Source organism: Variovorax paradoxus, assembly GCF_029919115.1.
Lineage (GTDB): Bacteria > Pseudomonadota > Gammaproteobacteria > Burkholderiales > Burkholderiaceae_C > Variovorax > Variovorax paradoxus_O.
This window is the reverse complement of the sequence record NZ_CP123990.1, coordinates 1,643,780-1,667,399: the sequence shown is the minus strand read 5'-3', so window position 1 is coordinate 1,667,399 and position 23,620 is coordinate 1,643,780. Positions and strand designations below refer to the sequence as shown.

The 23,620-nt window shown below is 63.8% G+C and carries 19 protein-coding genes; 7 read left to right on the top strand and 12 right to left on the bottom strand.

Annotated features, from left to right (window positions below):
* Positions 1-37: 37 nt before the first annotated feature.
* From QHG62_RS08200 to QHG62_RS08180, 5 genes are all read right to left on the bottom strand, one after another.
* Positions 38-1,081, bottom strand: coding sequence for a beta-ribofuranosylaminobenzene 5'-phosphate synthase family protein (locus QHG62_RS08200; RefSeq protein WP_281150409.1), 1,044 nt, complete (start codon positions 1,079-1,081; stop codon positions 38-40).
* A gap of 188 nt (positions 1,082-1,269) precedes the next feature.
* Positions 1,270-2,325, bottom strand: coding sequence for a helix-turn-helix transcriptional regulator (locus QHG62_RS08195; protein ID WP_281150408.1), 1,056 nt, complete (start codon positions 2,323-2,325; stop codon positions 1,270-1,272).
* A gap of 334 nt (positions 2,326-2,659) precedes the next feature.
* Complete coding sequence (locus tag QHG62_RS08190) at positions 2,660-2,869, bottom strand: hypothetical protein (protein ID WP_281150407.1); 210 nt, start codon at positions 2,867-2,869, stop codon at positions 2,660-2,662.
* Positions 2,866-3,387 (bottom strand): hypothetical protein, encoded by a 522-nt coding sequence (locus tag QHG62_RS08185; RefSeq protein ID WP_281150406.1) that lies wholly within the window; start codon positions 3,385-3,387, stop codon positions 2,866-2,868. Before QHG62_RS08185 ends, QHG62_RS08190 begins: the two co-directional genes overlap by 4 nt.
* Before the next feature lie 404 nt (positions 3,388-3,791).
* Positions 3,792-4,316 (bottom strand): DUF4019 domain-containing protein, encoded by a 525-nt coding sequence (locus QHG62_RS08180; RefSeq protein WP_281150405.1) that lies wholly within the window; start codon positions 4,314-4,316, stop codon positions 3,792-3,794.
* 87 nt (positions 4,317-4,403) lie between these two features.
* Between QHG62_RS08180 and QHG62_RS08175 the strand changes: the two genes are divergently transcribed.
* Complete coding sequence (locus tag QHG62_RS08175) at positions 4,404-5,411, top strand: helix-turn-helix transcriptional regulator (RefSeq protein WP_281150404.1); 1,008 nt, start codon at positions 4,404-4,406, stop codon at positions 5,409-5,411.
* A gap of 5 nt (positions 5,412-5,416) precedes the next feature.
* Here the strand turns inward: QHG62_RS08175 and QHG62_RS08170 are convergent, their stop codons facing one another.
* Complete coding sequence (locus QHG62_RS08170) at positions 5,417-5,980, bottom strand: helix-turn-helix domain-containing protein (protein WP_281150403.1); 564 nt, start codon at positions 5,978-5,980, stop codon at positions 5,417-5,419.
* Positions 5,981-6,511: 531 nt separating this feature from the next.
* On the opposite strand from QHG62_RS08170, the gene QHG62_RS08165 reads away from it, so the two are divergent.
* The 3 genes from QHG62_RS08165 to QHG62_RS08155 all read left to right on the top strand — a co-directional run bounded on the left by QHG62_RS08165 (position 6,512) and on the right by QHG62_RS08155 (position 8,467).
* Complete coding sequence (locus QHG62_RS08165; protein WP_281150402.1) at positions 6,512-7,144, top strand: OmpA family protein; 633 nt, start codon at positions 6,512-6,514, stop codon at positions 7,142-7,144.
* A gap of 155 nt (positions 7,145-7,299) precedes the next feature.
* A complete protein-coding gene (locus QHG62_RS08160; protein WP_281150401.1) occupies positions 7,300-7,914 on the top strand; it encodes a cysteine hydrolase family protein in 615 nt (204 codons plus the stop codon).
* Positions 7,915-7,984: 70 nt separating this feature from the next.
* Positions 7,985-8,467: a cupin domain-containing protein gene (locus QHG62_RS08155; RefSeq protein ID WP_281150400.1), complete on the top strand. Its 483-nt coding sequence runs from the start codon at positions 7,985-7,987 to the stop codon at positions 8,465-8,467.
* A 39-nt stretch (positions 8,468-8,506) separates the two neighbouring features.
* Here QHG62_RS08155 and QHG62_RS08150 read toward each other — a convergent pair whose 3' ends face one another.
* Positions 8,507-9,406 carry a LysR family transcriptional regulator gene (locus QHG62_RS08150; protein ID WP_281150399.1) on the bottom strand — a complete coding sequence of 300 codons (900 nt, stop codon included), beginning with the start codon at positions 9,404-9,406 and terminating at the stop codon, positions 8,507-8,509.
* Between the two features lie 58 nt (positions 9,407-9,464).
* On the opposite strand from QHG62_RS08150, the gene QHG62_RS08145 reads away from it, so the two are divergent.
* Positions 9,465-11,213: a hypothetical protein gene (locus QHG62_RS08145; RefSeq protein WP_281150398.1), complete on the top strand. Its 1,749-nt coding sequence runs from the start codon at positions 9,465-9,467 to the stop codon at positions 11,211-11,213.
* 26 nt (positions 11,214-11,239) lie between these two features.
* Here QHG62_RS08145 and ilvB read toward each other — a convergent pair whose 3' ends face one another.
* Positions 11,240-13,021 (bottom strand): biosynthetic-type acetolactate synthase large subunit, encoded by a 1,782-nt coding sequence (gene ilvB / locus QHG62_RS08140; RefSeq protein ID WP_281150397.1) that lies wholly within the window; start codon positions 13,019-13,021, stop codon positions 11,240-11,242.
* A gap of 65 nt (positions 13,022-13,086) precedes the next feature.
* On the opposite strand from ilvB, the gene QHG62_RS08135 reads away from it, so the two are divergent.
* Positions 13,087-13,581 (top strand): Lrp/AsnC family transcriptional regulator, encoded by a 495-nt coding sequence (locus tag QHG62_RS08135; RefSeq protein ID WP_281150396.1) that lies wholly within the window; start codon positions 13,087-13,089, stop codon positions 13,579-13,581.
* 10 nt (positions 13,582-13,591) lie between these two features.
* On the opposite strand, the gene QHG62_RS08130 is transcribed toward QHG62_RS08135, so the two are convergent.
* From QHG62_RS08130 to QHG62_RS08115, 4 genes are all read right to left on the bottom strand, one after another.
* On the bottom strand, positions 13,592-14,965 hold the full coding sequence (locus tag QHG62_RS08130) for an HlyD family type I secretion periplasmic adaptor subunit (protein ID WP_281150395.1): 1,374 nt from the start codon (positions 14,963-14,965) through the stop codon (positions 13,592-13,594).
* Positions 14,966-15,007: 42 nt separating this feature from the next.
* Positions 15,008-16,735 (bottom strand): type I secretion system permease/ATPase, encoded by a 1,728-nt coding sequence (locus QHG62_RS08125; protein WP_281150394.1) that lies wholly within the window; start codon positions 16,733-16,735, stop codon positions 15,008-15,010.
* A complete protein-coding gene (locus QHG62_RS08120; protein WP_281150393.1) occupies positions 16,732-18,534 on the bottom strand; it encodes a type I secretion system permease/ATPase in 1,803 nt (600 codons plus the stop codon). The genes QHG62_RS08125 and QHG62_RS08120 overlap by 4 nt, the downstream gene beginning before the upstream one ends.
* Positions 18,535-18,621: 87 nt before the next feature.
* Complete coding sequence (locus tag QHG62_RS08115; protein WP_281150392.1) at positions 18,622-22,308, bottom strand: beta strand repeat-containing protein; 3,687 nt, start codon at positions 22,306-22,308, stop codon at positions 18,622-18,624.
* A gap of 598 nt (positions 22,309-22,906) precedes the next feature.
* Here QHG62_RS08115 and QHG62_RS08110 point away from each other — a divergent pair.
* Positions 22,907-23,497: a helix-turn-helix transcriptional regulator gene (locus QHG62_RS08110; RefSeq protein WP_281150391.1), complete on the top strand. Its 591-nt coding sequence runs from the start codon at positions 22,907-22,909 to the stop codon at positions 23,495-23,497.
* The last annotated feature ends 123 nt before the right edge of the window (positions 23,498-23,620 follow it).

The following is a 23,620-nucleotide window of genomic DNA, read 5'->3' as shown; positions in this document are numbered from 1 at the left end:
TGGTGTTGGTGTGTGTGAGAGAAGAGATTGGGCGGATTCAACACGCGCGTGGCTGCGCGATGCGGTCTTGCACCACCGCGCCGCTGTTGCGGCCCGAGACAATGTGCAGCTCCAGTTGCGGCCCGGCGCGTTCAGAGGCCCGCGCGGCATCCACGAGCAGTTGAGCCTGTGCTTCCGTCGGCACAATGGCAAAGCCGGTGGGCCCCCATGAGCTTTGGCCAATGGCAGCGCCGCCGGCGCGGCTCGCATCCGCAAACCATTGCATCAGCCGCGCGACCGCTGCACTGGTGAAGATGCCGCCCTGCGCCGGCGCAAAGTGCTCGCCCAGCAACTGCTGCATGCGGTTGATGCCCGCAGCGAACGGCGCAAACTCCGTAGCTGCAGCGCCAGGCAGAACGCGCATCAAGACTTGGTGGCAGATCTCTGCGGCGGCCGCTTGCGGCAACGGTGGCAGGGCTGCAATGGCTTTTTTCTCTTCGCCGCCCGAAAGGCCGCGATGCGCCGGGTCTTGCACGACCACGATGCGCCACGCCGGCGGAAAAGCAATGCGCGACAGGAGCGGTGCGGGCAAACCACCGGGGCCGGGACCGCCATCGAGCAGCAGGCCGCCCACATCGAAACCCGCGATTCCGATGCCCGAGCGCAGTCCGCGGCCGAGCCATTGCGCCAGCGTGGCGGTGTCCAAATCGAGCCCGTGCCACTCGGCAAAGGCGCGCCCGATGGCCGACGCCAACTGTGTGCCCGAGCCAAAACCCGCGTGCGCCGGGAGCACCCGGCGCAGCCGCAATGACAGCGGCGCATGGCATCCGCTGCGCTGCCTGAGCCGTTCGAGGTGGGCTGCGGCCCGTTCAAGCTCTGCCTCGGCGGCCGGCGTGTCGCCCGTGAGGTTGTCCGACTCGGATGCCGTGAGCTCCACTTCAGTGGTAAAGCCGTCGATGACCACGCCGAGGCTCCCGAACGAGCGCCCCAGTGAGCCGGAGGGATCGAGAAAACCGAGGTGCAGCCGCCCGGGAGCACTCACGCTCACCTTGCGAAGACTCAGGTCGTGCCGCGGAGCAACGGCAAAGTCGGCGGAGGTCATGGGCGGGTTTGGGCTGCGGGGCGAAGTCATGGACCTGCTTGTCATAGCAAGGGCCGTTCCGTCCGTGTGCTTACCCGGTGGCACGGCGCATTGGCCGCGCGCCGAGGGCGGGCGATGTCCCAGGAGCGTGACAATGTGTCACGTCCGCCCCTTGGCGAAAGACGCCTGCCGCAATGCGGCCGCGCGTGTTACCGAAGAAGCACCAGGCCCGGCGGTGCGGCGGCTGCTGCCGGCAAATCCAGGCTCGGGCCCAACAAGCCATGCATCTTTGCAAATGCGCCGGGTGAGCAGCCTCTGTGCTTGCGAAACACCAGCCCGAAGTAGGCGGGATCTGTGAAGCCGCAGCTGTAGGCGATTTGCGAAACCTGCGTATTCGAGATGCCGGAGGTACGCAGCATCCGCATGGCGGCCTCCATGCGCTCGTGCTGCACCGCACCCAGGAATGTCATGCCGTGTCCGGCACTGGCGAAGGCCTTGTGCACATAGCGCACCGAGACATTGAAATCGGCCGCGAGCTTTGCCGCGCTGATCTCCGGGTCCGCATAGTGATCGCGGATCCACATCCGCATTCGGGCATGCAGTGCGCGGTCGCGCGCGGACACCTCTTCGGCGTCGTGCGCCAGCTTGTTCTGAGAGAGCGCCATCGACAGCATCGACAGCACATGTTCACCGACCAGTTCGCGCTCGAACGGGCTTGCAGCCGCATTCAGATGTTCCAGGCTCATGGCGCGCAGGTAGCCCGCCAGGACACTCGTCCACCCCTTGTCGCCCTTGAGCGCCACAGCCGCGGCGTTTTTCGCATCGGGCAACCAGCGCGTGACCAGCGATTGCGACAACCCGATGATCCACGCGTCGGTACCGTGGTGCGAGCACAGCCGCATGGCTTCATTGGAGTCGATGATCAACATGTCGTTGACACCGATGGTGGCGCTGCGGCCCCGCTGCTCGCTGGTGGTAAACCCGTTGTTCAGCTTGAGCAGCAGATGGAAAGGGTAGTCGGCGGCTTCCTGTATGCGGCTGGGCATGCCTCGGTAGACGTCCAGCGGGCTTCCCTTGGCCCGCATGAACGTTACGCCGTTTGCATCAACGATCGACAGTTCCTGGCGGAATGTCGCGCGCTCCGGACTGTCATAGCTTGTGAAGCCGCGCTTGGTGCCCATTTCTTCAGCCCAGAACGCAAACTTGTCACGTGCCGACAGCGCATCGGTGTCGATGCGCAAGATGGCGGAGGGCTTTTCGTCCATGGTGGCTTGGGCTTGCGGGATTATTTGGCAACTGCTAACAGTTTGCAATCCGGACATTTTCTGAGCCCAGCCTCTGTTGGACCGGCCGGCGCACCGGCCGTCCCGCCGGACTAGCAGCTGCTTTTTGCCTCTTGCGAAGTCAAGTTGAAGCAGTGCGTTGCGGCTTCGAGCACTTCGCGCTCCCGAACCGGCCTGCCTGGCGACATCGCAAGCCATGCCAAAGCCATGGCTTGACCTGTCAGAAAACCGACGATCACACCCGCCAGGGTTGCTCGCCACCTATACACGAAAAAGCTGGCGCAAATGCGTTCGCGCCACATAGACGGAATGCGGGTCACCACTCACCCGTTTCGCGCACGCGCTGGTCGTAGTCCATCCGGTCCAGCCGCTCCAGCTGTTGCATTCGCTCGAACACGCGCTGCTCATTGGTACGCGGTGTTCCGTGGAGCCTTGCAAAGCTGCGAAAGATCGCGGCCCACAATGAGCGGGATTGGCCGGGCTTATGCCGGCGAACAGTTCTTGAAGTGTGGAACAGACTTTTCATGGCAATTCGTTTCGGTGGATGTTCGACCTGAAGAGCAACGCGGGCGCAAGCCGGCCCGCGTACCTCGCACGAGTTGCGAAATGCCGAAAACCGGTCATTTCGCACGCTCGCCGCGGCGGTTGTGCTTTCATGGGCAAGCCGACCAGCAATGAGTTGACGGCAACATGCGCCTGCATTCGCATTTTTTGCAGCGAATCGATCAGCACGAGATCGCCGGATTGGACCGTGGCTTCGCTGCCTTGCCTGATGGTGGAAGGACCGTCGCCGACCTTGAGCATGAGCTGGAACGGATGCAGCTCCACGTCCTTGATCTGGCCAGGCTCGGCGGAGGACGACACGGCGCTCCCGCGCAATCGGGCCAGGCTCAGTGCGGAGAGGTCCACCACGCTGAGCCACTGATGAAAATCGCTCCGGAAGGGGCTCTCGAGCCCAACATAGCCGATGCTTTTGCCAAACTCGTCGGCCCAGTAAGCGAAGCGGTCTTCGGGAGGCAAATGCTCGGTGTCGAAACGTTGCACGAGCGGTGGGCGATCCGGCATTGAGTACAGGTGGGTTTGGTTGAGAACCGGTGGTTTCTTGGCCGTGGCAACGGGTTGCTGCGCAACGCGACACGCGAAAAGATGGCGGTCCTCCGCGAACGAGAAAACCAGGCTGGAGCAGCTCTTGCCTGGCGCGCTGCGCGCACGTCGGAACCAACGCGGGCAGAGGCAGGACGTTAAGGAAGCGGCCTCGATTCAAGAAGCCAAAAAAGTGAACGAAAAATATGAAGATTGCGCAATCGTGAAGAGAATTTCACGAATGTTCCGATTGCTTCGCGCAGGCAATCGGTTTACCGCAACGCGGCGTTTGAGCCAGCCCCTCAGATCGGCGAAGAGCCCGGCGCCGGAGCGGATGAGGGCGCCGCAAAGTGCGCCCTGAAAAATCAGCGCAGCACGTAGCCGCTCAAGCGCCAGCTGCCGTCGCGGTCGAGGCGGAAGGTCGTCATTTCACGCACGACGCGATTTGCGGCATTTGCGAAGCGGGTTTCGTATTCGACGTTGACATACTGGCCCGCCACGTCGGCGTCCTCGTTGGCGACAGTCTGCCGGTTGACTGCAACCCAGATGCGCTGCTGGGCCGCGCCGAGCGGCGAGCGCGCCTGGCTCACCTGCTGGATGAAATCGGAACGCGTGACGCGCTTCTTGGCGGCGGGTGCCGCGCCGTCCCATAGCTCGCCGACCTTGCCTTGATCCACCATTTGAATCACTTGCAGGCCGCCTCGGACCATGTTCGTCGGGTCTGCTTCCTGGGCCGACGCAAGCCCCATGCAGCCCGCGAACATCGCTGCACCGAGCAGCAGTCTTTTTGTCAGTGTCATTTTTACTCCCAAGGTTTGCTGGTTTCGTTGTGCCATTGCCGCCTGAAATTCGCGGCGGCAACGCAGTCGCAGGCCAAGCTGATTGGCCATGCCGGACGACTGTAGCGCAGCCCGTCCGTCGCAAAAAGCCCGTCGGCAGTTGCAACGCCAATGGGTACGTCACACAATGCGCCATTCATGGCCGTTCCGCCCTACTCTGCCCAAAGCCGTTCCGGCAATGTTGGCGCTCCTGTAGCAGCGGGAAAGAGGTTCTCGTTCTGGATCGACAACACCGCCGCGATACTCGGCGGCCGCAAGCGCGGCAATTCGAGGGACAGGCGTCTCTGGCAGGAGCTCAAGGCTGTCGATGTGGGCAATCTGGCGTTCATGTGGGTACGCGGCAACGCGGTGGACGTGAGCAATGTCGTGCACAGCCGCATGAAAGACGCAGCCTCTCATCCGCTGTATCTCGTTCTGAAGCTCAATACCTTCACGACGAACGAAACCAACGACATCGTTCTCATCGACGCCGCTCGCTTCCTGAAACTGCGCTCGCCCGACTGCACGGACATGTGGTTCATCGGATTGCCGCAGTCGCTGGTCGCGCGCTGGCTGCCTGGCAGAGAGGGCCCTGTGGCAAAGGTTCTCAAGGGCCATGAAGGCTGGTCGGGCATGCTCTCCGCCTATCTGCGCGGGCTGGACTTCGATCATCTGCAAGGCATTGCAAGCTTGTTCGAGCAAGAGCTCCTGGGAGAGCACGTTTTTTCGATGCTTTCTTTTGCGCTGCTCCAGGGCAACGAGCCCCGGAGCAACAGGAATTCGTCTTCGGTGCGAGATCGCGCCCTGCACGAGGACATGTGCCGCTGGATTCGGGACAACCATGCCGACCCGGAGATCAGTGCGGCCAAGCTCGCGAAACACTTTCATTCGTCGGCACGCTATGTTCACAAGGTTTTCGCCAGAGCCGGACAGGGAACGACGTTCCGCGACACAGTGCAGCAGGTTCGGCTGCAGATGGCCGATCGAATGCTGCGCGTGCCCTCGGACCCGGCGATGACTGTGGCGCAAATTGCGTATCGATGCGGTTTTTCCGATCCGTCCTACTTCGGGTTCGTGTTTCGGAAGCATTACGGATGCACGCCGCGGGAGCTTGTTGCCGCTCTTCCCCCACCTGAATGCCGGCCGGTCGCTCGCACCGACAAGTAATGGCCTCAGTTGCGCTGATCTTCGAAGGATTCGGACATGCCGCTGAGCTGATAGCCTTGGCCCCATATCGCCTGGAGCCTGGAACGCAGGCCGAGCTTCCGGCGGATGCCTGAAACGCTGACATCCAACGACCGGGAAATGGGTCCACCTTCTTCTATCTTTCCCCAGACGTTCGCAGTGAGCCATTCCCGGGTCAGAAGCCGGTTGACATTGCGAAAGAACGCCACAGCCAAGTCAAACTCGCGAGGGCGCAATTTGATGGGCACGCCGGCCAACTCCACGTGGTCCTGGTCAAGGACGAAGCGATAGCCCTGCCACTCGAGAACCCGGTCCGCCACCGGCACCCTGCGGCGGCGCAACTCGACCTCCAGCAGACGGTAGGTGTCTTCGAACGAATATGGCGCATGCACCACGGAGGAAGATGTGTCGGCGTGAAGGATCGAAATCACGCGAAACTGGCTTTTGCAAGCGCTGAGAATCAGCGGCATGCGCCCTCTCAGAATCTTGCGCACCTGCGCGATGAGGGGCTGAAATACGGCAGGGTCCCGGGGGCATGCGAGCAGCAGCATGTCGAAGCTCCCGCCTGCAGCGTCATGCTCGTGCAATTCGTCCACGCTCGTGAAGGTCACGGGCACATGGCCCAGCCTGCAGATGGAACGACGCACCAGCTCTCTGGATCGAAGTATTGGATCTAGTACGGCAATTTGCAAAATGGATTCTCGCGTTCAATTGCTTCCTGCACAGGAAACATTGAGGCCGGGGTGCATCGGGAGCAGCCAACTGCTCGCATGCGTTAACGTATTCCGACCTGACCTGAGAATCTAAAGAAGCCGCTAACTCGAGTCCGCAAAAATCGCGCACCGTCTATATGCAAATTTGCGCATGCATCGAGGAACTCGGACGAAGCGCCAAATAGTTCCGCCGCAAGACCGCCGCGGACATATTTCACGGTTCGCGGGCCGATTCTCACAAGAGGTCCTGCAGCCGGCCATTGCTGTCGTCCTCGAGACCTTCCCTTGAGTTGTTATCAGCGGATTGCGATGGCGCCGATGTCCGCCATCGCGATTGCAATCTCAACTGAAACACATTCTGGAAGGCCCATGAAAATCAAGCTGTTCTCCCTCGCGCTGATCGCGGCTCTTGCCGCAGGCTGTGCCACCGAGCAAGGCACCCACACGGCCGTTGGCACCGGCACTGGCGCGGCCGTCGGCGCAGGCGTCGGCAATCTCATTGGTCGCGACAAGAAAAGCACCGCCATCGGTGCCGCGGTTGGCGCGGCGGTAGGTGCAGGCGTCGGCTACAACTGGACGGCCATTCGCAACAAGCTCTCGGGCCAGACAGCCGGCACCGGCACGCAGATCACAGAGCAGGCCGATGGATCGCTGAAGGTCAACATTCCAAGCCAGGTGACTTTCGATACCGACAGCGCCACCATCAAGCCTTCGTTCCGAAGCGTGCTGGACGGCGTCGCACAAACCATCTCGCAGGAGCCGAGCGTCAACGCACAGGTGGTCGGCCACACCGACAGCACCGGCAATCCGGAGCACAACATGGCGTTGTCGCAGCGCCGGGCGCAGAGTGTAGAGGCCTATTTGGCCGACCGCGGCATTGCGAGAGCACGCCTCGCGGCAGACGGCCGTGGACAGACCCAGCCGGTGGCAAGCAATGCAACCGAAGAGGGCCGCACCCAGAACCGCCGAGTCGAGATTTACCTGCGGTCTGTGCAGAGGTAAGGCCAAGCCCGCCGGAGCGGCCCGCGGGAGCGAGCGCCGCTTCGTCGCATGCTTCGACGTGCGCTTTGCGCACAAGTCTTGTCCCGCCAGATGGCTATCGCCCTGGATGAATGGTCCCTACGCTACGGACCTTCACATTCAACAGGGAAGCCTTCATGAATCACCCCAGCATTCGCACCATCACAGGTGCAAGCGCCACGACGCAGATCGATCCTGCGTCGACGGCGCTGATTGCCATCGACTTTCAGAACGAGTACTTTGACGGCAGGATGCCGATTCCCGACGGCATGGCCGCCATGCGCCAGGCCAAGCGACTGATCGAGCTGGCCGACAAGCACGGCATGCCCGTGTTTCACGCACAGCATGGGGCACCGGCGGACAGCCCCATATTCGCCGAGGGCGGAAAGTTCTTCGAGATCCACTCGGACATTCGGCCCGGTGCGCGCCACGTGGTGCTGAAGAAGCCTACGCCCAGCGCCTTCGCGGGCACCGAGCTCCAGGCGCAGTTGCAGGCGCGCGGCATCAAGACGCTGATCATTACCGGCCTGATGACGCACATGTGCGTTTCGGCCACGGCTTTCGACGCCGCACCACGCGGCTATCACAGCATCATCGTGAGCGACGCCTGCGCCACACGAGACCTGGACCAGGAAGACGGCAGCGTAATGAGTCACCGAGACCTGCATCGCGCTGCATTGCGCGGCGTGTCGGATGTGGTGGCTGAAGTGCGCACCACGTCCGAAATTCTGGGTTTGCCCATTCAAGCGTGATCCCCTCCACGACACGCCAATCCATCCATCTGCCGGCAACACTGGCAAGCACTCGAAAGCAAAGCATTTCATGAAGAACACCATCAAGCACCTGCTCGGCAAGCTGAGCCTCCTCGCCATTGCAGCCGCTGCCGCGCCGGCATGGGCCATCTCCCCGGCTGCTGCGGCCGCTCCGGCCGCTGCCCCCGAGACGCTCGTCTCCATGCCGGCCAAGGACATCAAGTGGCGCGAGATCGCCGGCACCGGGGGTGTCCGTGCCGCCGACATGCGCGGCAGCATTACCGGCAACGGCTCTTACGAGGCTTTTGTGGAGTTCCCCGCCGGCAAGAACAACCCGCCGCACTTCCATACGCAAAGCTTGCCCACCGTGGTACTGAGCGGCGTTTTCTATGCGATCTTCGATGACGGCAAGAAGGTGCTGTACCCCGCCGGCTCGTACTACTACATTCCGGGCAAGCTTGCGCACCGCAGCGGCTGTGAACCCGGTGCCAACTGCGTGCTGTTCCAGTATCAGGCCGATCACTTCGACCTGGTGCCGACCAAGGCGCAATAGCCAGATCGTTCGGGCGGGTTTCCGGCTCCGCGAGCCCGCTTACCAGCGCGGGTCCCGATACTGATTCGCGGCAAAGTCGACGAAGGCGCGCACCTTGGGCGACAAATGGCGGTTCTGCGGATACTGCACGTGCAGCGTCAAGGGCTGCTGCTCGAAGCCGGCCAGCACGCGAACCAGATCTCCGCGCCTTACGTCTTCATGCACCAGGAACACCGGCGAGGCCGCAATGCCCGTTCCCGAGATGGCCGCAGCGCGCAACGCAATGCCGCTGTTGGCCTGCAGGCTTCCGGTTACGGCCACGGTATGGGTGCGGCCGTCGGGGCCGGTGAAGCTGGGTTGGCTGGATTTCTGCACAAGCGAATAGACCAGGCAGTTGTGTTGTGCCAGGTCGGCGGGCACCAAGGGCGTTCCGTGCGCCTTCAGATAGGCAGGCGACGCCACCCACCACTCTTCACACCTTGCCAGGCTCTTGGTGATCAGGGTGGAGTCCGGCAGCGCATAGGCCAGGCGCAAGCCGACGTCGAAGCCTTCTTCGATCAGATCGACAAACCGATCGTTGCACACCAGATCGACCGTGACCTTGGGGTAAGCGGCAATGAAGGCCGGCAACCAGCGCGCGAGTTCCTGCAGGCCGAACGACATGGGAGCGTTGACGCGCAGCACGCCAACCGGTTGCACCTGGTGCCGGGTCACCGCCAGCGCGGCCTCCTCGAGCTGCTCGAGAATTCGCGTGCCGTATTCGTGATACGTCTGCCCCGCTTCGGTCAGGGCAAAGCGCCGCGTCGTGCGATTCAGCAGTTGAGTGCCCAGCAGGGTTTCCAGTTGCGCGACCTGCCGTGATACGGCCGTGTGCGAAACCTGCAATATCTTCGCAGCGGCGGAAAAGCCGCCAGCCGTCACTACGGTGTGAAACGCCTTCATCGCGGCGATTTGGTCCATGCAGGTTTACTTTTTGGAAGATAGAGACGAATGGTAGCGGCGCGGCACAATCACTCGCGTGCCGCTCTTCAAACACCGCCTGCCCGCCGGTCTCATTTCCCTCGCATCGCTCGCATCGGGTCTCGCTCTTGCCGCGCCCATGGTGGCGCACCCGGCCGAGCCGCTGCTTCTCGTCACTTCGCCGGCCGCGCTGCAGGCCGCTGAGAAGTCAGGCGCCGGTTTCGCGCGCTGGTTCGGTGAGGTGGCCGGTTCGCCCGACGGCATTGCGAGCAACCAGGTGCTGATGCGTTTGCAGGCCTGGCAATCCATCACACGCCCGCTGAACGAAAGCCTCGTGCGCATCCAGCGCAGCGACGGGCAGGCCGGGGTCGGCATTTCACGCTACCCGCATCGGCTGTTCGATGCGCGCTGGCTCGCAAGCCCCAACGCGTTTTTCGAACTCGTGGGTGTCGCCAATCGCATGGATCGCCGACCGTTCCAGCATGGCGCATGCGGCGAGACACGGCTGGTGTACCGGCTTGCCTACCGCACGCCCACAATGCAGTCGCGCTTGCCGATGACGGTCAACGTCGAGCTCCGCGGCGATGCGCCCGATGCAAACGGCAGCTGCGCCGCCGCCGCGTGGCGCTGGCAACCGCCCGAGCCGTCGATGACGGACGAAGCGCTCGGCCGCTGGCTGGTATCAGCCGATGGTCCGCTGGCGCCGCAACGCCTGGCGCCCGCGCGCATTGCGCAGATCACCACCAACTTGCAGAGCGTGCGCTGGCCCTCCGCAGTACGGCCCGATCTTGGCGGCCACGCGGAATACATGCTGCGCGCCTTCCGCTGGAACGCACGCGCACAGCGCTTCGACCCGGCCCCGCTCGAAAACACGCCCGACGTCGCAAGGCTCAAGGCCAATGCCCCGCTGCGCAACGAACTGCGGCAGTGGCTGCAGCAGCCCGTGAACATGCGCGCGCTGGACGAAGCCACGCTGCAACTCCCCGACAAGTTCCTGGCAACCGAAGCGGTCTCGGTGGCACCTCGCGGCCTGGAGCGACTGGCAAACCGCCCGTTTGCGCAGCTCTTTTCAGCCAGTGAGTGGCAGGCCGTGCCCGGCAGCCGAACGCTGCAGTCGCCGCAGGCAGTGCTGCGACGGCTCGACGACCTCAGCTGCGCGGGCTGTCACCAGAGCCGCGCGGTCGCTGGCTTTCATTTGCTGGGCATCGACCGCCGCGGCGCATCGCGCACCTTCACGGCCGGCAATGCGCTTGCGCTGCCGCATTCGCCGCATCTGCAAGACGAGCTTTCGCGGCGTGGCCGCTATGTGCATGCCGCGCTCTCGACGCCACAGCCGGACCCGTTCCGTCCGCCGGCCGAGCCGCACGACGGCAACGGCGTGGCGGAAAAGGCCACGGTCGGCGCAAGCTGCGAGCCCACCCGCATCACGCAGTCCGCCAACCCCTGGCTGGATCGCGCAGAAAAACTGCCGCGCGTCGCCTGCGAAGGCGCGCTCTCCGTGTGCGAGAAAACCTCGGTCGGTTTTCCGGGCGGCATGTGCTCTGGCCCATGCGACCCGCGCGACAGGAACGGCACCTGCGGCGGCATTGCCATCCTCAGCGACTTCAACCAGTGCCTGGCCGCGAACAAACCCTTCGGCGAATGCCTGAGCAAGCACACGCGGCCCGGCAACCTGCGCAGCTGTTCCGCGCAGCAGCCCTGCCGCGACGACTTCATCTGCGCGCAAGCGGAAGGCCAGCCCGAAGGCCGCGGCGCGTGCATACCGCCCTACTTCCTCTTTCAGATGCGCGTGGACGGGCACTCCTGAGGGTGAAAGCCAACATCAGGGCCGGTTCAGCGCTCCTCGAACCAGCGGTCCTTTGCGAGCATCACGCGGTGATGCCCATGCCCTGCCGGCATCATCGGAAAGCAGTTCTCCTGCGGCGCAACCTGCACGTCGAGAAAGAATGGACCGTCGCTGCCAAGGCATTCGGCCAGCGCAGCCGGGAGCTCCGCAGGGTCCGACACCCGCCGCGCGCCCCAATCAAACGCCTTGGCCAGCGCCACGAAATCGGGCAGCGCCTCGTTCCAGCTGTGGCTCAGGCGGTTGCCGTGGTTGAGCTCCTGCCACTGACGCACCATGCCCATGTAGCCGTTGTTGCACAGCACCAGCTTTACCGGCGTGCGGTGCTGCACGGCGGTCGAAAGCTCCTGGATGTTCATGAGCACCGAGGCATCGCCGCTGACGCAAACCACCAGCGCCTGCGGGTGCGCCACCTGCGCGCCGATGGCCGCCGGCAGTCCGTAGCCCATGGTGCCGGCACCGCCCGAGGTGAGCCAGCGGCGCGGCCGCTTGAAGCGCAGGTATTGCGCAGCCCACATCTGGTGCTGGCCCACATCGGTCGACACGATGGCATCGCGCCCGCCAATGGCCTGCTGCAGCGACGCCATCAGTTGCTGAGGCAAGATTGAATCGCTTCGCGACTCGAAGCCGAGGCAGTCTTCCGCACGCCAGCGCTCGATGCGCTGCCACCAGGGCGCGAGCCGCTCCGGCGTAAAGCTTTCGGCGGGCAGCATTGCAAGCAGGGCATCGACGATGGCACCGCAATCGCCCACCATCGGCACATCGACCTTCACCACCTTGTTGATGCTGCCCGGGTCGATGTCGATATGGATCTTGCGCGCGTGCGGACAGAACTCGTCGAGCTTGCCGGTTACGCGATCGTCGAAGCGCGCACCCACGCACACCACCAGGTCGGCCTCGTGCATTGCAAGATTGGCTTCGAGCATGCCGTGCATTCCCAGCATGCCGATGAACTTGGGATCGGACGCAGGGAAGGCGCCGAGCCCCATCAGCGTGAGCGTGCAAGGTGCGTGCAGCCGGTGCACCAATTGTGCGAAGGCATCGCACGCGGCAGGGCCCGAATTGATCAACCCGCCGCCGCCATAGAGCACCGGCCGGCGCGCCGTTGAAATCAGGTCGGCCGCCCGCTGCAGCATGGCGCGTGGCGGCAGCGCCGCCCTCCCCGTGCGCAATGCACGCGTCGGCGTGGATGCGGCGCCGTGGCCCAGCCGTGCAAGCTGAACGTCCTTGGGTACATCCAGCAGCACCGGCCCCGGCCGCCCCGATGCAGCAATCTCGAGCGCGCGCCGCACCAGCCCCGGCACATCGTCGGCCTTGCGCACCTGCTGGTTCCACTTGGTCACCGGGCGCGACATGCCGAGCGCATCGCTCTCCTGGAAAGCCTGCGTGCCGATGACGCCGGTTGCCACTTGGCCGCTGATGCAAAGCAGCGGGACCGAATCGCTGATGGCGTCGAGCAGCCCGCTGATGGTGTTGCCCACCCCCGGCCCCGAAGTGACGAGCACCACGCCCACGCGCCCCGTGGTGCGCGCATAGCCTTCGGCCGCATGTACCGCCGCCTGCTCGTGCCGCACCAGCACATGGCGCAGGCGCGGCTCGCCATGAAGCGCGTCGTAAAGCGGCAGCGCAGCGCCGCCGGGGTAGCCAAAGAGCGTGTCGACGCCGCATTCGACCAGCGTGTCGAGCAGGGCCTCGGCCCCGTTGCGCAGGGCGGGCACGGGTCCGGGCTGCAAGGGTGGAGAAGAGGCGGAAGGAAGGTCGAGCAGTCGCATTCCGTCGATTCTTCCGGCTTTGATGCAGAATTTGCATCTTTCTTTTGGCTCATTTGGCTCAATTCATGAAAACCAATCGTCAAAACGGCAATAACGAAGAAGGATCTTTCGACAAAACCGACTTGGCGATCCTGCGCGTGCTGCTGCTCGACTCCCGCAAGACCTTGCAGGAAATCGGCAACGAGGTCGGCCTGTCGCCCACCAGCTGCTGGACGCGCATCAAGAAGCTCGAGGCCACCGGCGTGATCAAGCGCTACACCATCGACGTCGACCCGGCCAAGCTCGGCTACCACGACTCGGTCATCGTGCAGGTCACGCTCGAGAGCCACACCGACGAAACGCTGTACGACTTCGGCCGCACGCTCGCCACGATTCCCGAGATCCAGGAGGCCTACCTGGTCTCGGGCGACTACGACTACTACATTCGCATTGCGGTGCGCGACACGCGCGACTACGAACGGCTGCTTCGCGAAAAGCTGTACAAGATTCCGGGCATACGCCACAGCAAGTCGCACTTCGTGCTGCGGGTGCTCAAGGAAACGAGCGTGCCTCTGATCTGACTCTTCGCCATCATTCTTCTGTCATCGAGGCTGCGATGCGCTTGCTGAGCGGATGCAAGAGGTAGACGAGCAGCGAGCGCTCCCCCGTCTTGAAGACCACCTCGACCGGCATGCCCGGCTGCAGCGCCCGCTTGCCCAGCTTTTTCAGGCCTTCTTGCGTGACCGCCACGCGCGCAAGGTAGTAGCTCGTGTTCGACTGCGGGTCGGTCAGCAGGTCGCCGGAAACCGAAACCAGTTTGCCCTGCACGACCAGTTGCGGAGAATGGGCGAAGCTCGAAAAGCGCACGTCCACCGGTATGCCGGCATGGATGCGGTCGATCAGATGGGGCGGCACCCTGGTTTCCAGTAACAGGGGTTCGTTGGCGGGCACCACATCCATCAGCTTTTGCCCAGGTGCGACCACGCCGCCCACTGTTTGCGCCACCAGCGCCACCACCTGGCCCGACGCCGGCGAACGGATCTCGGTTCGGCCCAGTTCGTCGCGCAAGGCGACGAACTTCTCGAAGTCGCCAAGCACTTCTCGGCTGACTTCAGCCTGCTGGGTTTCCACCTCCTTGTGGTACTCCTGCTGCTTGGCAATGGCGCGCTGGCGAAGCTCCGCAACCGAACGCCGGGCGCGGCCCATGTTGCCGATGAGCTCTGCAATATAGGTGTTCGATTCGGCAGCCTGGCGCTCCATCTCCAGCTGCCGATTGCGCGGGACATAGCCTTCGGCAACCATCTTGCGCATCTGCAGCAGTTCTTCGTTGAGTAGCGAAAGCTGGGTTCGCCTGCTGCCCAGCATGCTCAAGTAGGCTTGGGACAGTTCTTGTTGGCCCTGGATGTTTTCTTCGATCGACTGCAGGTCGGCGCGCAAGGCGGCACGGCGCGACTTGAGCAGCTGCTCCTGGTTGTACATCTGTTGCCGGATGAGCGGGTCTGCTGCCGCCGCCTGCAGGTCCGGATGAAACTCGATGGCGCCCTGGCCCGCCTGCTCGGCCAGCAGGCGCCCCTGTATTGCGCGAAAGCCCAGGTAGCGCTGCCGAACGCTTTCGAAGCTCGCCCTGGCCGCTGCATCGTCGAGCTTGAAAAGCAATTGCCCTTCCTGGACCTGGTCGCCCTCTCCTACGCGCACCTCCTTGAGGATGCCGCCTATCTGGTGCTGCACAGCCTTGCGCTTGGTGTCGATGGCAACCTGCCCCTGGCTGGGCACGCCTTCGTCGAGCGGCGCAAACGCGGCCCACAGCACAAACCCACCGAACCCGGCGGCCAGCGCCCACGCGCCGATGCGGCCTGCCCGACCAAGGCCGGTTGCGAGACCGTCTGCGTCGTCCTGCGAGCCATCGGCATCGTCGGTCGGCAAGGGGTTGGATTTGACGTCCCTGAGAAGATTCGTCCTGGCCATTTGAAGCTCCTGGAGAGGGATCGATGACGGAACGCCGCCCGCTCACGCGGACTGCACCAGCGCCGCCGATTGCACGGCCGGTTGCGGGCGACGAAAAGACGCAACAAGCACGGCATCGCGCGGCCCATCGGCAGCGAGTTCGCCATCGCGCAGCACCATGACGCGGTCGGCCAATGCAACTGCGCCTTGGCGGTGCGTGACCACGAACACCGTTTTCCCCCTGGTCTTCAGCTGCCGTATGGCATACAGCAGCGCCGCCTCGCCGGCGTCGTCCAGGTTGGCATTGGGTTCGTCCAGCACAATGAGCGAGGGGTCGCCATAAATTGCGCGGGCCAGTCCGATGCGCTGCCTTTGCCCGCCCGAAAGCAGATGGCCTGCGTCTCCGATGGGGGTGTCGTAGCCCTTGGGAAAGCGCAGGATCATCTCGTGCATGCCGGCGCTGGTTGCGGCCTCGATGACCTTGCGTGAGTCGATGTGGCCGAGGCGCGCGATGTTCTCTGCAATCGAACCGCCAAACAATTCGACGTCCTGCGGCAGGTAGCCAAGATGGGGGCCCAGTTCAAGGCGATTCCAGTTGCGGATCGGCGCGCCGTCGAGCAGCACCGCGCCGGCGGATGCGCTCCAGATTCCGACCATCACCTTCGCCAGCGTGCTCTTGCCCGAACCCGAGGGCCCGAGCACCGCCACCACGGTTCCCGCAGGCACAGTGAAAGAAACATTCTTGAGAATAGGCATCTCGCGCCCCGATGCGCCGGCCAAGACGCCTTGCAAGCTGATGGTGCCGGTGGGTGCGGCGCGGGACGGAACCTGCGCCTGCGCGGGAAAGCCGGCCAGCAGCTTTTCGAGCCGTTGGAATGCGCTGCGGCAGGCGGCAAAGCCGCGCCATGTGCCAACCAGCTGATCGATGGGCGCCAGGGCGCGGCCCATCAGCACGTTGGCTGCAACCATGGCGCCGGGCGACAGCTGGCCATCGATTACCAGCAGCGCACCCGCTCCCAGCGCCAGTGACTGCTGGCTGTAGCGTATGAATTTGCTCCAGCCGGCGAGGCGGCTGACCGCGCCCTGTGCCCGCGCGCTCTTTTCCATGCAGGCGCCATGCTGGCGGTTCCAGCGCTTTTGCAGGTTGGCGACCATGCCCATCGATTCGAGCACCTCGACATTGCGCAGCTTGCCCTGCAGGTCGCTCATCGTCTCGCCCGCGGCTTTCAGCACATCTTCTGCCGGCGCGACGGTTTGCCTTTGCCCGAACCACGCCAGCGCAGCCTGGACCAGCGCGAACCCAAGCGACACTACGCCAAGCCAAGGATGAAGAAAGAAAATCACCGCGATGTAGATCGGCGTCCAAGGCGCGTCGAAAAGCGCAAAGACGGCCGGGCCGGTCAGGAATTGGCGAATGTGGTTGAGGTCCGCAAATGGCCGGAACCTCATGGGCCCCGATTGGCCCAGGCACGCTTGGAAGCTGCCGTGGAACACGCGTGTGCTCAGCTGCCGGTCGAAGCGCAAGCTGGCCCGCACCAGCAGGCGCGAGCGGAGCCACTCCGACAAGGCCAGCGCCACGAAGAGAAGAAGCGTAATCAGCGAAACCGCGAGCAGCGTCAACTCGCTTTGGCTCGCCAGCACGCGATCGAATATCTGCAGCATGTACAGCGTCGGCGCCAGCATGAGCAGGTTGGCCAGGAAGCTCAGCAAGCCGACCCAAAGGAACTCCCTTCGGAACTCCCAAAGTGCGCGCGCCAGTTCGCTGCGCTCGAAGAACGAGGTTTTCTTCATGGCTGCGGGCTCGCTTGTGCCGCAACCACTGCGGGATTGCCGGCACTACGGCTTCTTGAGCCGGGCTGGTTGGCGGCCTTGCGCATCCGGTCCGCCGCCTGCTCACCGGCCTGGCGCAACGCAGCCAGAACCTCGTCGCGCGCACCGAACGCCTGCACCGCGCCGTCGCACAGCACCAGCATCTTGTCAGCCACCGCAAGCACGCTGGTGCGATGCGTCATGACGACGAACGTGGTGCCGCGTGCCTTCAGATTCAGAATGGCTGCCGCCAGTGCGGCGTCGCCGACGTCGTCAAGGCTTGAGTTCGGCTCGTCGAGCACCACCAGCGCGGGCTCGCCGTAAAGCGCACGAGCCAGCGCAACCCGCTGCCGCTGCCCGCCCGAGAGCACCGTGCCTTCGGGTCCGATCGGGCTGTCGTAGCCCAGCGGAAGGCTCGTGATGTAGGCGTGCAGGTCAACCGCCATCGCGGCGGCCTTGACCTTCGAGGGACGCACCTCTCCAAAGCGCGCAATGTTCTCGGCCAGCGTGCCGTCGAGCAGCTCGACGTCCTGGGGCAAATAGCCGATGTGGGGGCCTAGCTCTGTCTTGTCCCACGAGAACACATCCGCGCCGTCGAGCCGCACCTTGCCAGCGGCCGCGGGCCAAAGGCCGACGATCAGCCGTGCCAGAGTGGTCTTGCCGGCGGCCGAGGGGCCCACGACAGCAAGCACCTCGCCGGGCAGCAAGCTGAAAGCCACGTTCTTCAAAATAGCGGTGCCAGCGCCCGATGCGCCCGGCGCACCCGCAACAAGGCTCTCGACCTGGAGCGCTCCCTTGGGGGGCGGGAGCGGCATTGCCTCTTGCCGCGGGGCAACGGCACCCAGCAAGCTGCCAAGGCGCTGCCATGCATCGCCCGCATTCACCACCATGCGCCACTGCACCACGATCTGCACCAACGGGACCAACGCACGGCCCCCCAGGATGGAGCCGACCAGCATCATTCCGGCGCCGCCGTTGAGCTGGTTCTTCAGCAGCAGCCAAGCTCCGAGGCCCAGCAACAGGGAGCCCACGGCGACCTGCAAGAACTTGCTGATTGCCTGGTAGACCCCGGCACGGTCAGAGGCCGAGGCTTCGCGCTGCAGAAATTCGCGCCGCTTGCCCATCCACCGGCGGTGAACATCCTGCAGCATGCCCATGGACTCGACCACCTGCGAGTTTCTGGATGCGGCATCCGCATACTGCTGCGCCTCCATTGCGGATCGGTTGGCCAACACCAGCGGCGGCCGCGTATTGCGGTCGTTGATCCAGCCGACAAGCACCTGCAGCAGTGAACCCACCACGGCCGACCAGCCCAGCACGGGGTTGATGGCAAACATCAGCCCCAGGAAGACCAGTGCGACAGGCGCCTCCATGAGTGCCAGCAACGGCGGCGAGTACATGAACTCACGCAAGGTGCGCAGGTCGTTGAGCGGCTGCACGGTGCCGCTCGGCAAGCGCTTGAGGCCCGCCTCGAAAATGGCGGTGAACACGCGGTTTCGCATTTTCAGGTCCAGCTGCTGCCCGGCCCGGTGCATCACCTCGGTGCGTGCCCAGTCGAGCACTTCCATCAGGCAATAGGCGGCCAGCACCAGCAACGTGAGCATGGCCAGCGTGAACGTGTTGCGGCTGTTCACCACCCGCCCATACACCTCGAGCATGTACCCGCTGGGCGCCAGCAGCAAAAGGCCCGAACACACGCTGAACCATGCGGCCCGCACAAAGCAGGCGCGAAGCGACATCACAGCCTGCCGCAATTCGCCGGACTTTTCCTGAGGCTTCATGGCACCTCGCAGATTGAAAACCGAAACGCCTGGGCACAGGCCGGATGGCAAAGGGGCGGCACTCCTGCCGCCCCTTGCCAAAACCCGCTACGCGATAGCCTCCGTCTGCTGGTTGGTCGTGCCGATCAGGTTGGCCACGCCGTCGATCTCCAGGTGAACATCGAAGTCGAACTCCGCGTAGTCGGCATCCCCGTCGATCAGCCGCCCACCAAAGTTCAGGTCCACGTCCGAGTTGATGGTCGTCGATGTGATCACGTCGATCTTTATGATCTTGAACACATCGTTGTCCGCCGTATCGGCATAGTTCGATCCGTTGGCCGTGAGGTTGACTGTGCCGTGGGTGCTCAGGCTGGTGCCGCTTCCGGTCACGTCTTCAGTGCTGCTCAGAACCTGCAGGCCCGAGATATGGAAGTTGGCGCTGTCGTAGTCGTCCGCACCGATGCTCACGATCTTCATGCCTCCTCCTGCGGATTGATAGTCCGCTGCCGAATTGGCGACAAGAAGAGTGGTCGTCGTGATGCTGCTGTCCAGCCTGTTGACCAGCTTCAGAAGCACCACCACGTCTTCGCCGTCCGTGATCTGGTCGATGGTGATGTTGATGGCGTCGGCGTAGGCCCTGTCCGTGCCCACCACTGTTGCGTCAGGCCGTGGCGGCGGGCTCGTCACGGTGGGGTTGTTCACCGGGTTCGACAGGAAGTAGTCGAAGTTGAGCAACTCGCCGTTCTGCACCGTGTCGGAGTTCACGCCCAGCGTGTTGGTCGCAACGTTGACGAAGCCGGCGCTGATGCTGTTGAAGGTGTCGCCCGCCGCAAACACGTGGTCGCCACCCGAAACCAGGTCGCTTGAATCGCTCGGCGGCGTCGCGGCCCTGGCGGAAAGCACGCCGAAGAAGTTGCTGCTGTACTGCTGGACCACGATCTCCGGCGAGTTGTTGCCTTCGGTGTCGTAGTTGAAGGAGGCCAGCGGCGCGCTTGTCGAAAAGGTGGTTTGCCCTCCAAAGACCTGGTCCAGGTCGAATGAATAGGTGCCGTCCAGCTTGTTGAAGACCACCGAGCCCGTTGCCGCCTGCATGGTGGTCGAGGTTGGACCGGCGTAGTAGTTGAAGCTGAAGTGATAGGTGACCGTGGTGGCGTCTTCGGCAAAGTGCGCAACGGCCGCATCGGTGATTGGCCTGCCGCCTGCGGTTGTGCCCGCCAGGCTGTTCAGCACGATGCCGTCGGTCGAAGCGTTGTCCACGTCGTCGGCGCCCACAAGGAAGTTGTAGGTTCCGGCAATCGGCTGCCCGTCGTTCGCGCCGACGAGGTCGGAGATCGAGGTCACCGTGGGGCCGTGGTCGTCGAACTTGATGTTGGCACCGATGTTGAGCACCTTCGAATCGCTTGCCGTGTCGCCGTCGCCGTCTGTGAGCGTGACGGTGTTGGTGAGCGTGACCAGGGTGTCGACCATCGAGGCTTGCTGGGCCGCGTAGTTGGACGACACGCCAGGCAGCGCATGATCGATTTCTGCAAACTGCCGCAGCGTTACCGATCCGGTTGCGCTCACTGCCAGGTCGAAGATAGTGTTGTCTGCGGTGATGGCACCGGCGCTGGCGGCCGTCGAGCCGACGACGCTCCCGCTCACCAGGTACAGCTTGATGGAGCCGCCGTCGCTCGTGAGCCCCGAGGCCCCGCCCGGCGTGGAAAGGCCGAGCGCGAAAACCGATGCGGTGGAGCCCGCCCCGTCGGCACCGTAGCCGCTCGAAGTCACGCCGAAGGCGCCCGAGAAATCCTGCACCGCGGAGTCGGCGTTCGCGCCAATGGTGTCGGCATCTTGCGTGCCGACGTTGGTGGCGTCCGCGGGCGTGGCCAGCACGACGGACGGGCCGTCGTCGTCGAACCTGATGTTGGCGCCGATATTGAGCACCTTCGAATCGGTGGCCGTGTCGCCGTCCCGGTCGGTCAGCGTTACCGAGCCGGTCAGCGTCACCAGGTCGTCGGCCATTGCGGCTTCCTGGTTGGCGTAGTTCGACGAGACGCCAGGCGGCGCATGGTCGATCTCGGCAAACTGCCGCAGCGTTACCGAGCCGCCAGCGCTCACGGCCAGGTCGAAAATGGTGTTGGCCACTCCTACGCTGGCTTCGACCGCAGAGGTAGAACCCAAGACCTTGCCGCCAATGAGGTACAGGTAGATGGTTGCGCCATCGCTCTTGAGCGCCGAATCCCCGCCCTGCGTCTTCACGCCCAGCGCGAAGGCCGAATTGGTGGAGCCCGCTCCATCGGTGCCATAGCTGCTCGAACCGGTGGTGAATGCGCCTGCAAAATTTTCCGTGGCCGAGTCTGTGTTGGCGCCGATGGTGTCTGCGTCTTGCGTGTTGACGTTGGTGGTGTCCGTGGGCGCGGCCATCGCAATCGACGGGCCGTCGTCTTCAAAAACCATCATCGAGCCGATCTCCGCCGTCGCGGCGGAAACCTGCAGCAGCCTGAAGCCGCCAATGTCGAAATCCGCATGGGTGTTGCCCGATGCGTTGAGGGCTGCTCCGTTCTCGATAAGCACGCGGTTGTGGTCCGCCGAAGTGGTGTATTCGATCGAGTAGCCGGCCTTGACCCCGGTGATCATCGCCACGCCGCCGACGACGCTGATGACGATGGCCGAGCTCAGCGCGCCCTCTGCGCCGTTCGAGTAGCTTTCCAGCGCCGCCCCCGTCACGGAGTCGAGCACGCGCACGCCGGTGATCGAGATCATCTGGTCGCCCGCATAACCGTCGATGAAGCTGTTGCCGGACTCGACCGCCGTGCTGTACGCGGTGACCTTGACCTGGGCCGTCTTTCCGCTTTGCAGCTGCACCACGTCGAAGTCGGCCGTTCTTGCTCCGAACATGCCGGTGAAGTCGATGTTCGACTCCAGGTCGGCCTCGTTCTGGTCCAGGTCCGGAATGGTGACGTCGGCTCGGGCGCCGGTCACGAAGGTGAAGCGAATGCCCTCCTGCTCGGTGATCATCTGGCTGTTGGTGCCGAAGGTGGTCGGACCGCCAGCCTTGCTGGTGTTGATCGTGTCGCCGGTCGAAATGTTGATATCGTCGGCGGTGCTGGCGGAACTGGCCCCCGACTGGTTTGCCGGGTCCTTCCCGGTCGCGATGATCGTCACGCCCTGAATCCGGCCGTCGACGATCGCCGGGTCGGTCTTGGTGAACATCAGGAACAGGTTCTGGCCCGATGGCGCACCTGCAAGGTTGAACTCCGAATCCTGGCTGACGCTGACGAAGACCTTGCCGGTCAGGTTGACCGGATCGTCGGCGTTGGTCCCGTCGAGGTTTGTTATGGCTTCGTACTGGACCATCCAGATCTTGGCACCCGTGACCGGGGTTCCCGTTTCTTCCAGGTAAGCTGCAAACACGACGGCATTGAGCGCGGTCTTCCCATAGACCACGTTGTTGTTGGTCGGGTCGGTGAACAGGAAGATGTCTTCGCCATCGGCGGTATTGAGCCCGCTGTCCAAGCCATTGAGCGCAACGCCGCTCGAGTCCGTGAAAGAAAGATCGGTGACCGCGCCGGATACGCTGAACGTGAATGCGCTGATGCCGGTGTTGGTTCCGTCATAGCCGCTCAGGGCGGCGTTGATGGCGGTCCCAACGCCCTGGGCCGTGAGGCGTCCGCTGAAGGCGGTGGGAAGCGAACTTGCCAGCAGGTCGTTGTCGTTGCTGTCGCCTGCAACGCCGGGCGTGGCGGCAAGGTTCTGCAGATTGACGGACTCGTCCAGGGTGACGGTCGAACCGGCCGTGATGTTTAGCGCGGGCATAAACGCTCCTTGGGTTAGGAAAGAAACGGCCGACGGGAACGGCGCAACTCCGAACGAGGTGCGTTGGCTGGCTTTGATCCAGGTTCACATATCAGCAAAGGGGAGACGATGCTGAACCGCGTGCCCGCGGACTGTCCATAGGATAAAAGTTGTCACCCAAAGGATGACGCGCTGTCTCATTCACCCCGTCATGTGCCGCCGTACATCTCGATACCTTGCAACAGTCGGGGATCGATCTTGAAATCGTGTAACCCTTTATCATTAATTTAACGGTGCACCCAACAAGCACCCCGGGGGAAACATGGACCAAGTCCCACGCTCGTCCGCGGGGGCGGAACCTGCTCGGCCCGCAGATTCGCAGCCACTCGCGCAGGACGCTCGCCCGCTGTCGCTGTTTGCGCTGCCTGCGCCGCGCACGCCGGTACGGTCCGCCTGGCTAAAGATCCCCACTTCTCCACCACTCGACGCTTTGCCGCGCGATGCATTGCCGCACTCTTCGTTCGACAGCGGGGTTTCAGTGCTGATTGCATCGAGCCCCAGCCGTGCATCGGCACTGTTCGGCCCAGGCCTCCTGGCCTCAAGGCACCGCGGCGGCCGCATGTACCGGGTCGAGCACGCGGGACTGGACAGCCTTGCGGGCCTGGAAGCCAGTTGCCGGGATCGCGTGCCTCGCCTGCTGCTGGTCGACATCGCGCTGATTCCGGCAGAGGGAATCACTCAACTGGACGATCTGCGCCGTCGCTTTCCAGGAACCGACTGGCTTCTTGGATGGGATCAGCCCTCGGCGGAAGGGCTGGATGCGGCAATCCGCATCCGGGCTCGCGGCTGTGTCGAATGGGGAGCGGGCGCGGAGCAGTTCGCTGAATCGCTCGATGCCGTTCTGTCGGGCACGCTCGGCTTTCCGAACCAGGTGTTGCAGGCGCTCTACCTGTCGGTGCTGCGGCTCGCGGCGGCTGGCGGGCGACCGGCGTTGGCTGCGCCTCCGCCCACAATCCCCCTGACCGCCCGGGAGGACGAGGTGCTGTCGCTGATGCACCGGGACATGTCCAACAAGCAGATCGCCGAGCAACTCGGCATCAGCGTGAACACGGTCAAGAAACACCTGGCCCATGTGTTTGCGAAGCAGGGGCAGCACAGCCGGCGCTGGCATCTTGCCCGGCCCGGGCACGCGGAACTCCGCGCTTGCTGAAGAAAGCCGGTCCGACTGTCATCTGAGCGGGCAATACTCTCGCCGGTGGATACCATCGGCCGGGCCACTGGGTTTCGAAAATAATCCACAAATGTCGTGTCGATCTTCCTCGGGCTCGTTCGT

Bases quoted from the DNA above. Each gene is read 5' to 3' on its own strand.
- QHG62_RS08200 (WP_281150409.1), bottom strand. From the start codon at position 1,081: ATGACCTCCGCCGACTTTGCCGTTGCTCCGCGGCACGACCTGAGTCTT.
- QHG62_RS08195 (WP_281150408.1), bottom strand. From the start codon at position 2,325: ATGGACGAAAAGCCCTCCGCCATCTTGCGCATCGACACCGATGCGCTG.
- QHG62_RS08190 (WP_281150407.1), bottom strand. From the start codon at position 2,869: ATGAAAAGTCTGTTCCACACTTCAAGAACTGTTCGCCGGCATAAGCCC.
- QHG62_RS08180 (WP_281150405.1), bottom strand. From the start codon at position 4,316: ATGGCCAATCAGCTTGGCCTGCGACTGCGTTGCCGCCGCGAATTTCAG.
- QHG62_RS08175 (WP_281150404.1), top strand. From the start codon at position 4,404: ATGGCCGTTCCGCCCTACTCTGCCCAAAGCCGTTCCGGCAATGTTGGC.
- QHG62_RS08170 (WP_281150403.1), bottom strand. From the start codon at position 5,980: ATGCTGCTGCTCGCATGCCCCCGGGACCCTGCCGTATTTCAGCCCCTC.
- QHG62_RS08165 (WP_281150402.1), top strand. From the start codon at position 6,512: ATGAAAATCAAGCTGTTCTCCCTCGCGCTGATCGCGGCTCTTGCCGCA.
- QHG62_RS08160 (WP_281150401.1), top strand. From the start codon at position 7,300: ATGAATCACCCCAGCATTCGCACCATCACAGGTGCAAGCGCCACGACG.
- QHG62_RS08155 (WP_281150400.1), top strand. From the start codon at position 7,985: ATGAAGAACACCATCAAGCACCTGCTCGGCAAGCTGAGCCTCCTCGCC.
- QHG62_RS08150 (WP_281150399.1), bottom strand. From the start codon at position 9,406: ATGGACCAAATCGCCGCGATGAAGGCGTTTCACACCGTAGTGACGGCT.
- ilvB (WP_281150397.1), bottom strand. From the start codon at position 13,021: ATGCGACTGCTCGACCTTCCTTCCGCCTCTTCTCCACCCTTGCAGCCC.
- QHG62_RS08135 (WP_281150396.1), top strand. From the start codon at position 13,087: ATGAAAACCAATCGTCAAAACGGCAATAACGAAGAAGGATCTTTCGAC.
- QHG62_RS08130 (WP_281150395.1), bottom strand. From the start codon at position 14,965: ATGGCCAGGACGAATCTTCTCAGGGACGTCAAATCCAACCCCTTGCCG.
- QHG62_RS08125 (WP_281150394.1), bottom strand. From the start codon at position 16,735: ATGAAGAAAACCTCGTTCTTCGAGCGCAGCGAACTGGCGCGCGCACTT.
- QHG62_RS08120 (WP_281150393.1), bottom strand. From the start codon at position 18,534: ATGAAGCCTCAGGAAAAGTCCGGCGAATTGCGGCAGGCTGTGATGTCG.
- QHG62_RS08115 (WP_281150392.1), bottom strand. From the start codon at position 22,308: ATGCCCGCGCTAAACATCACGGCCGGTTCGACCGTCACCCTGGACGAG.
- QHG62_RS08110 (WP_281150391.1), top strand. From the start codon at position 22,907: ATGTACCGGGTCGAGCACGCGGGACTGGACAGCCTTGCGGGCCTGGAA.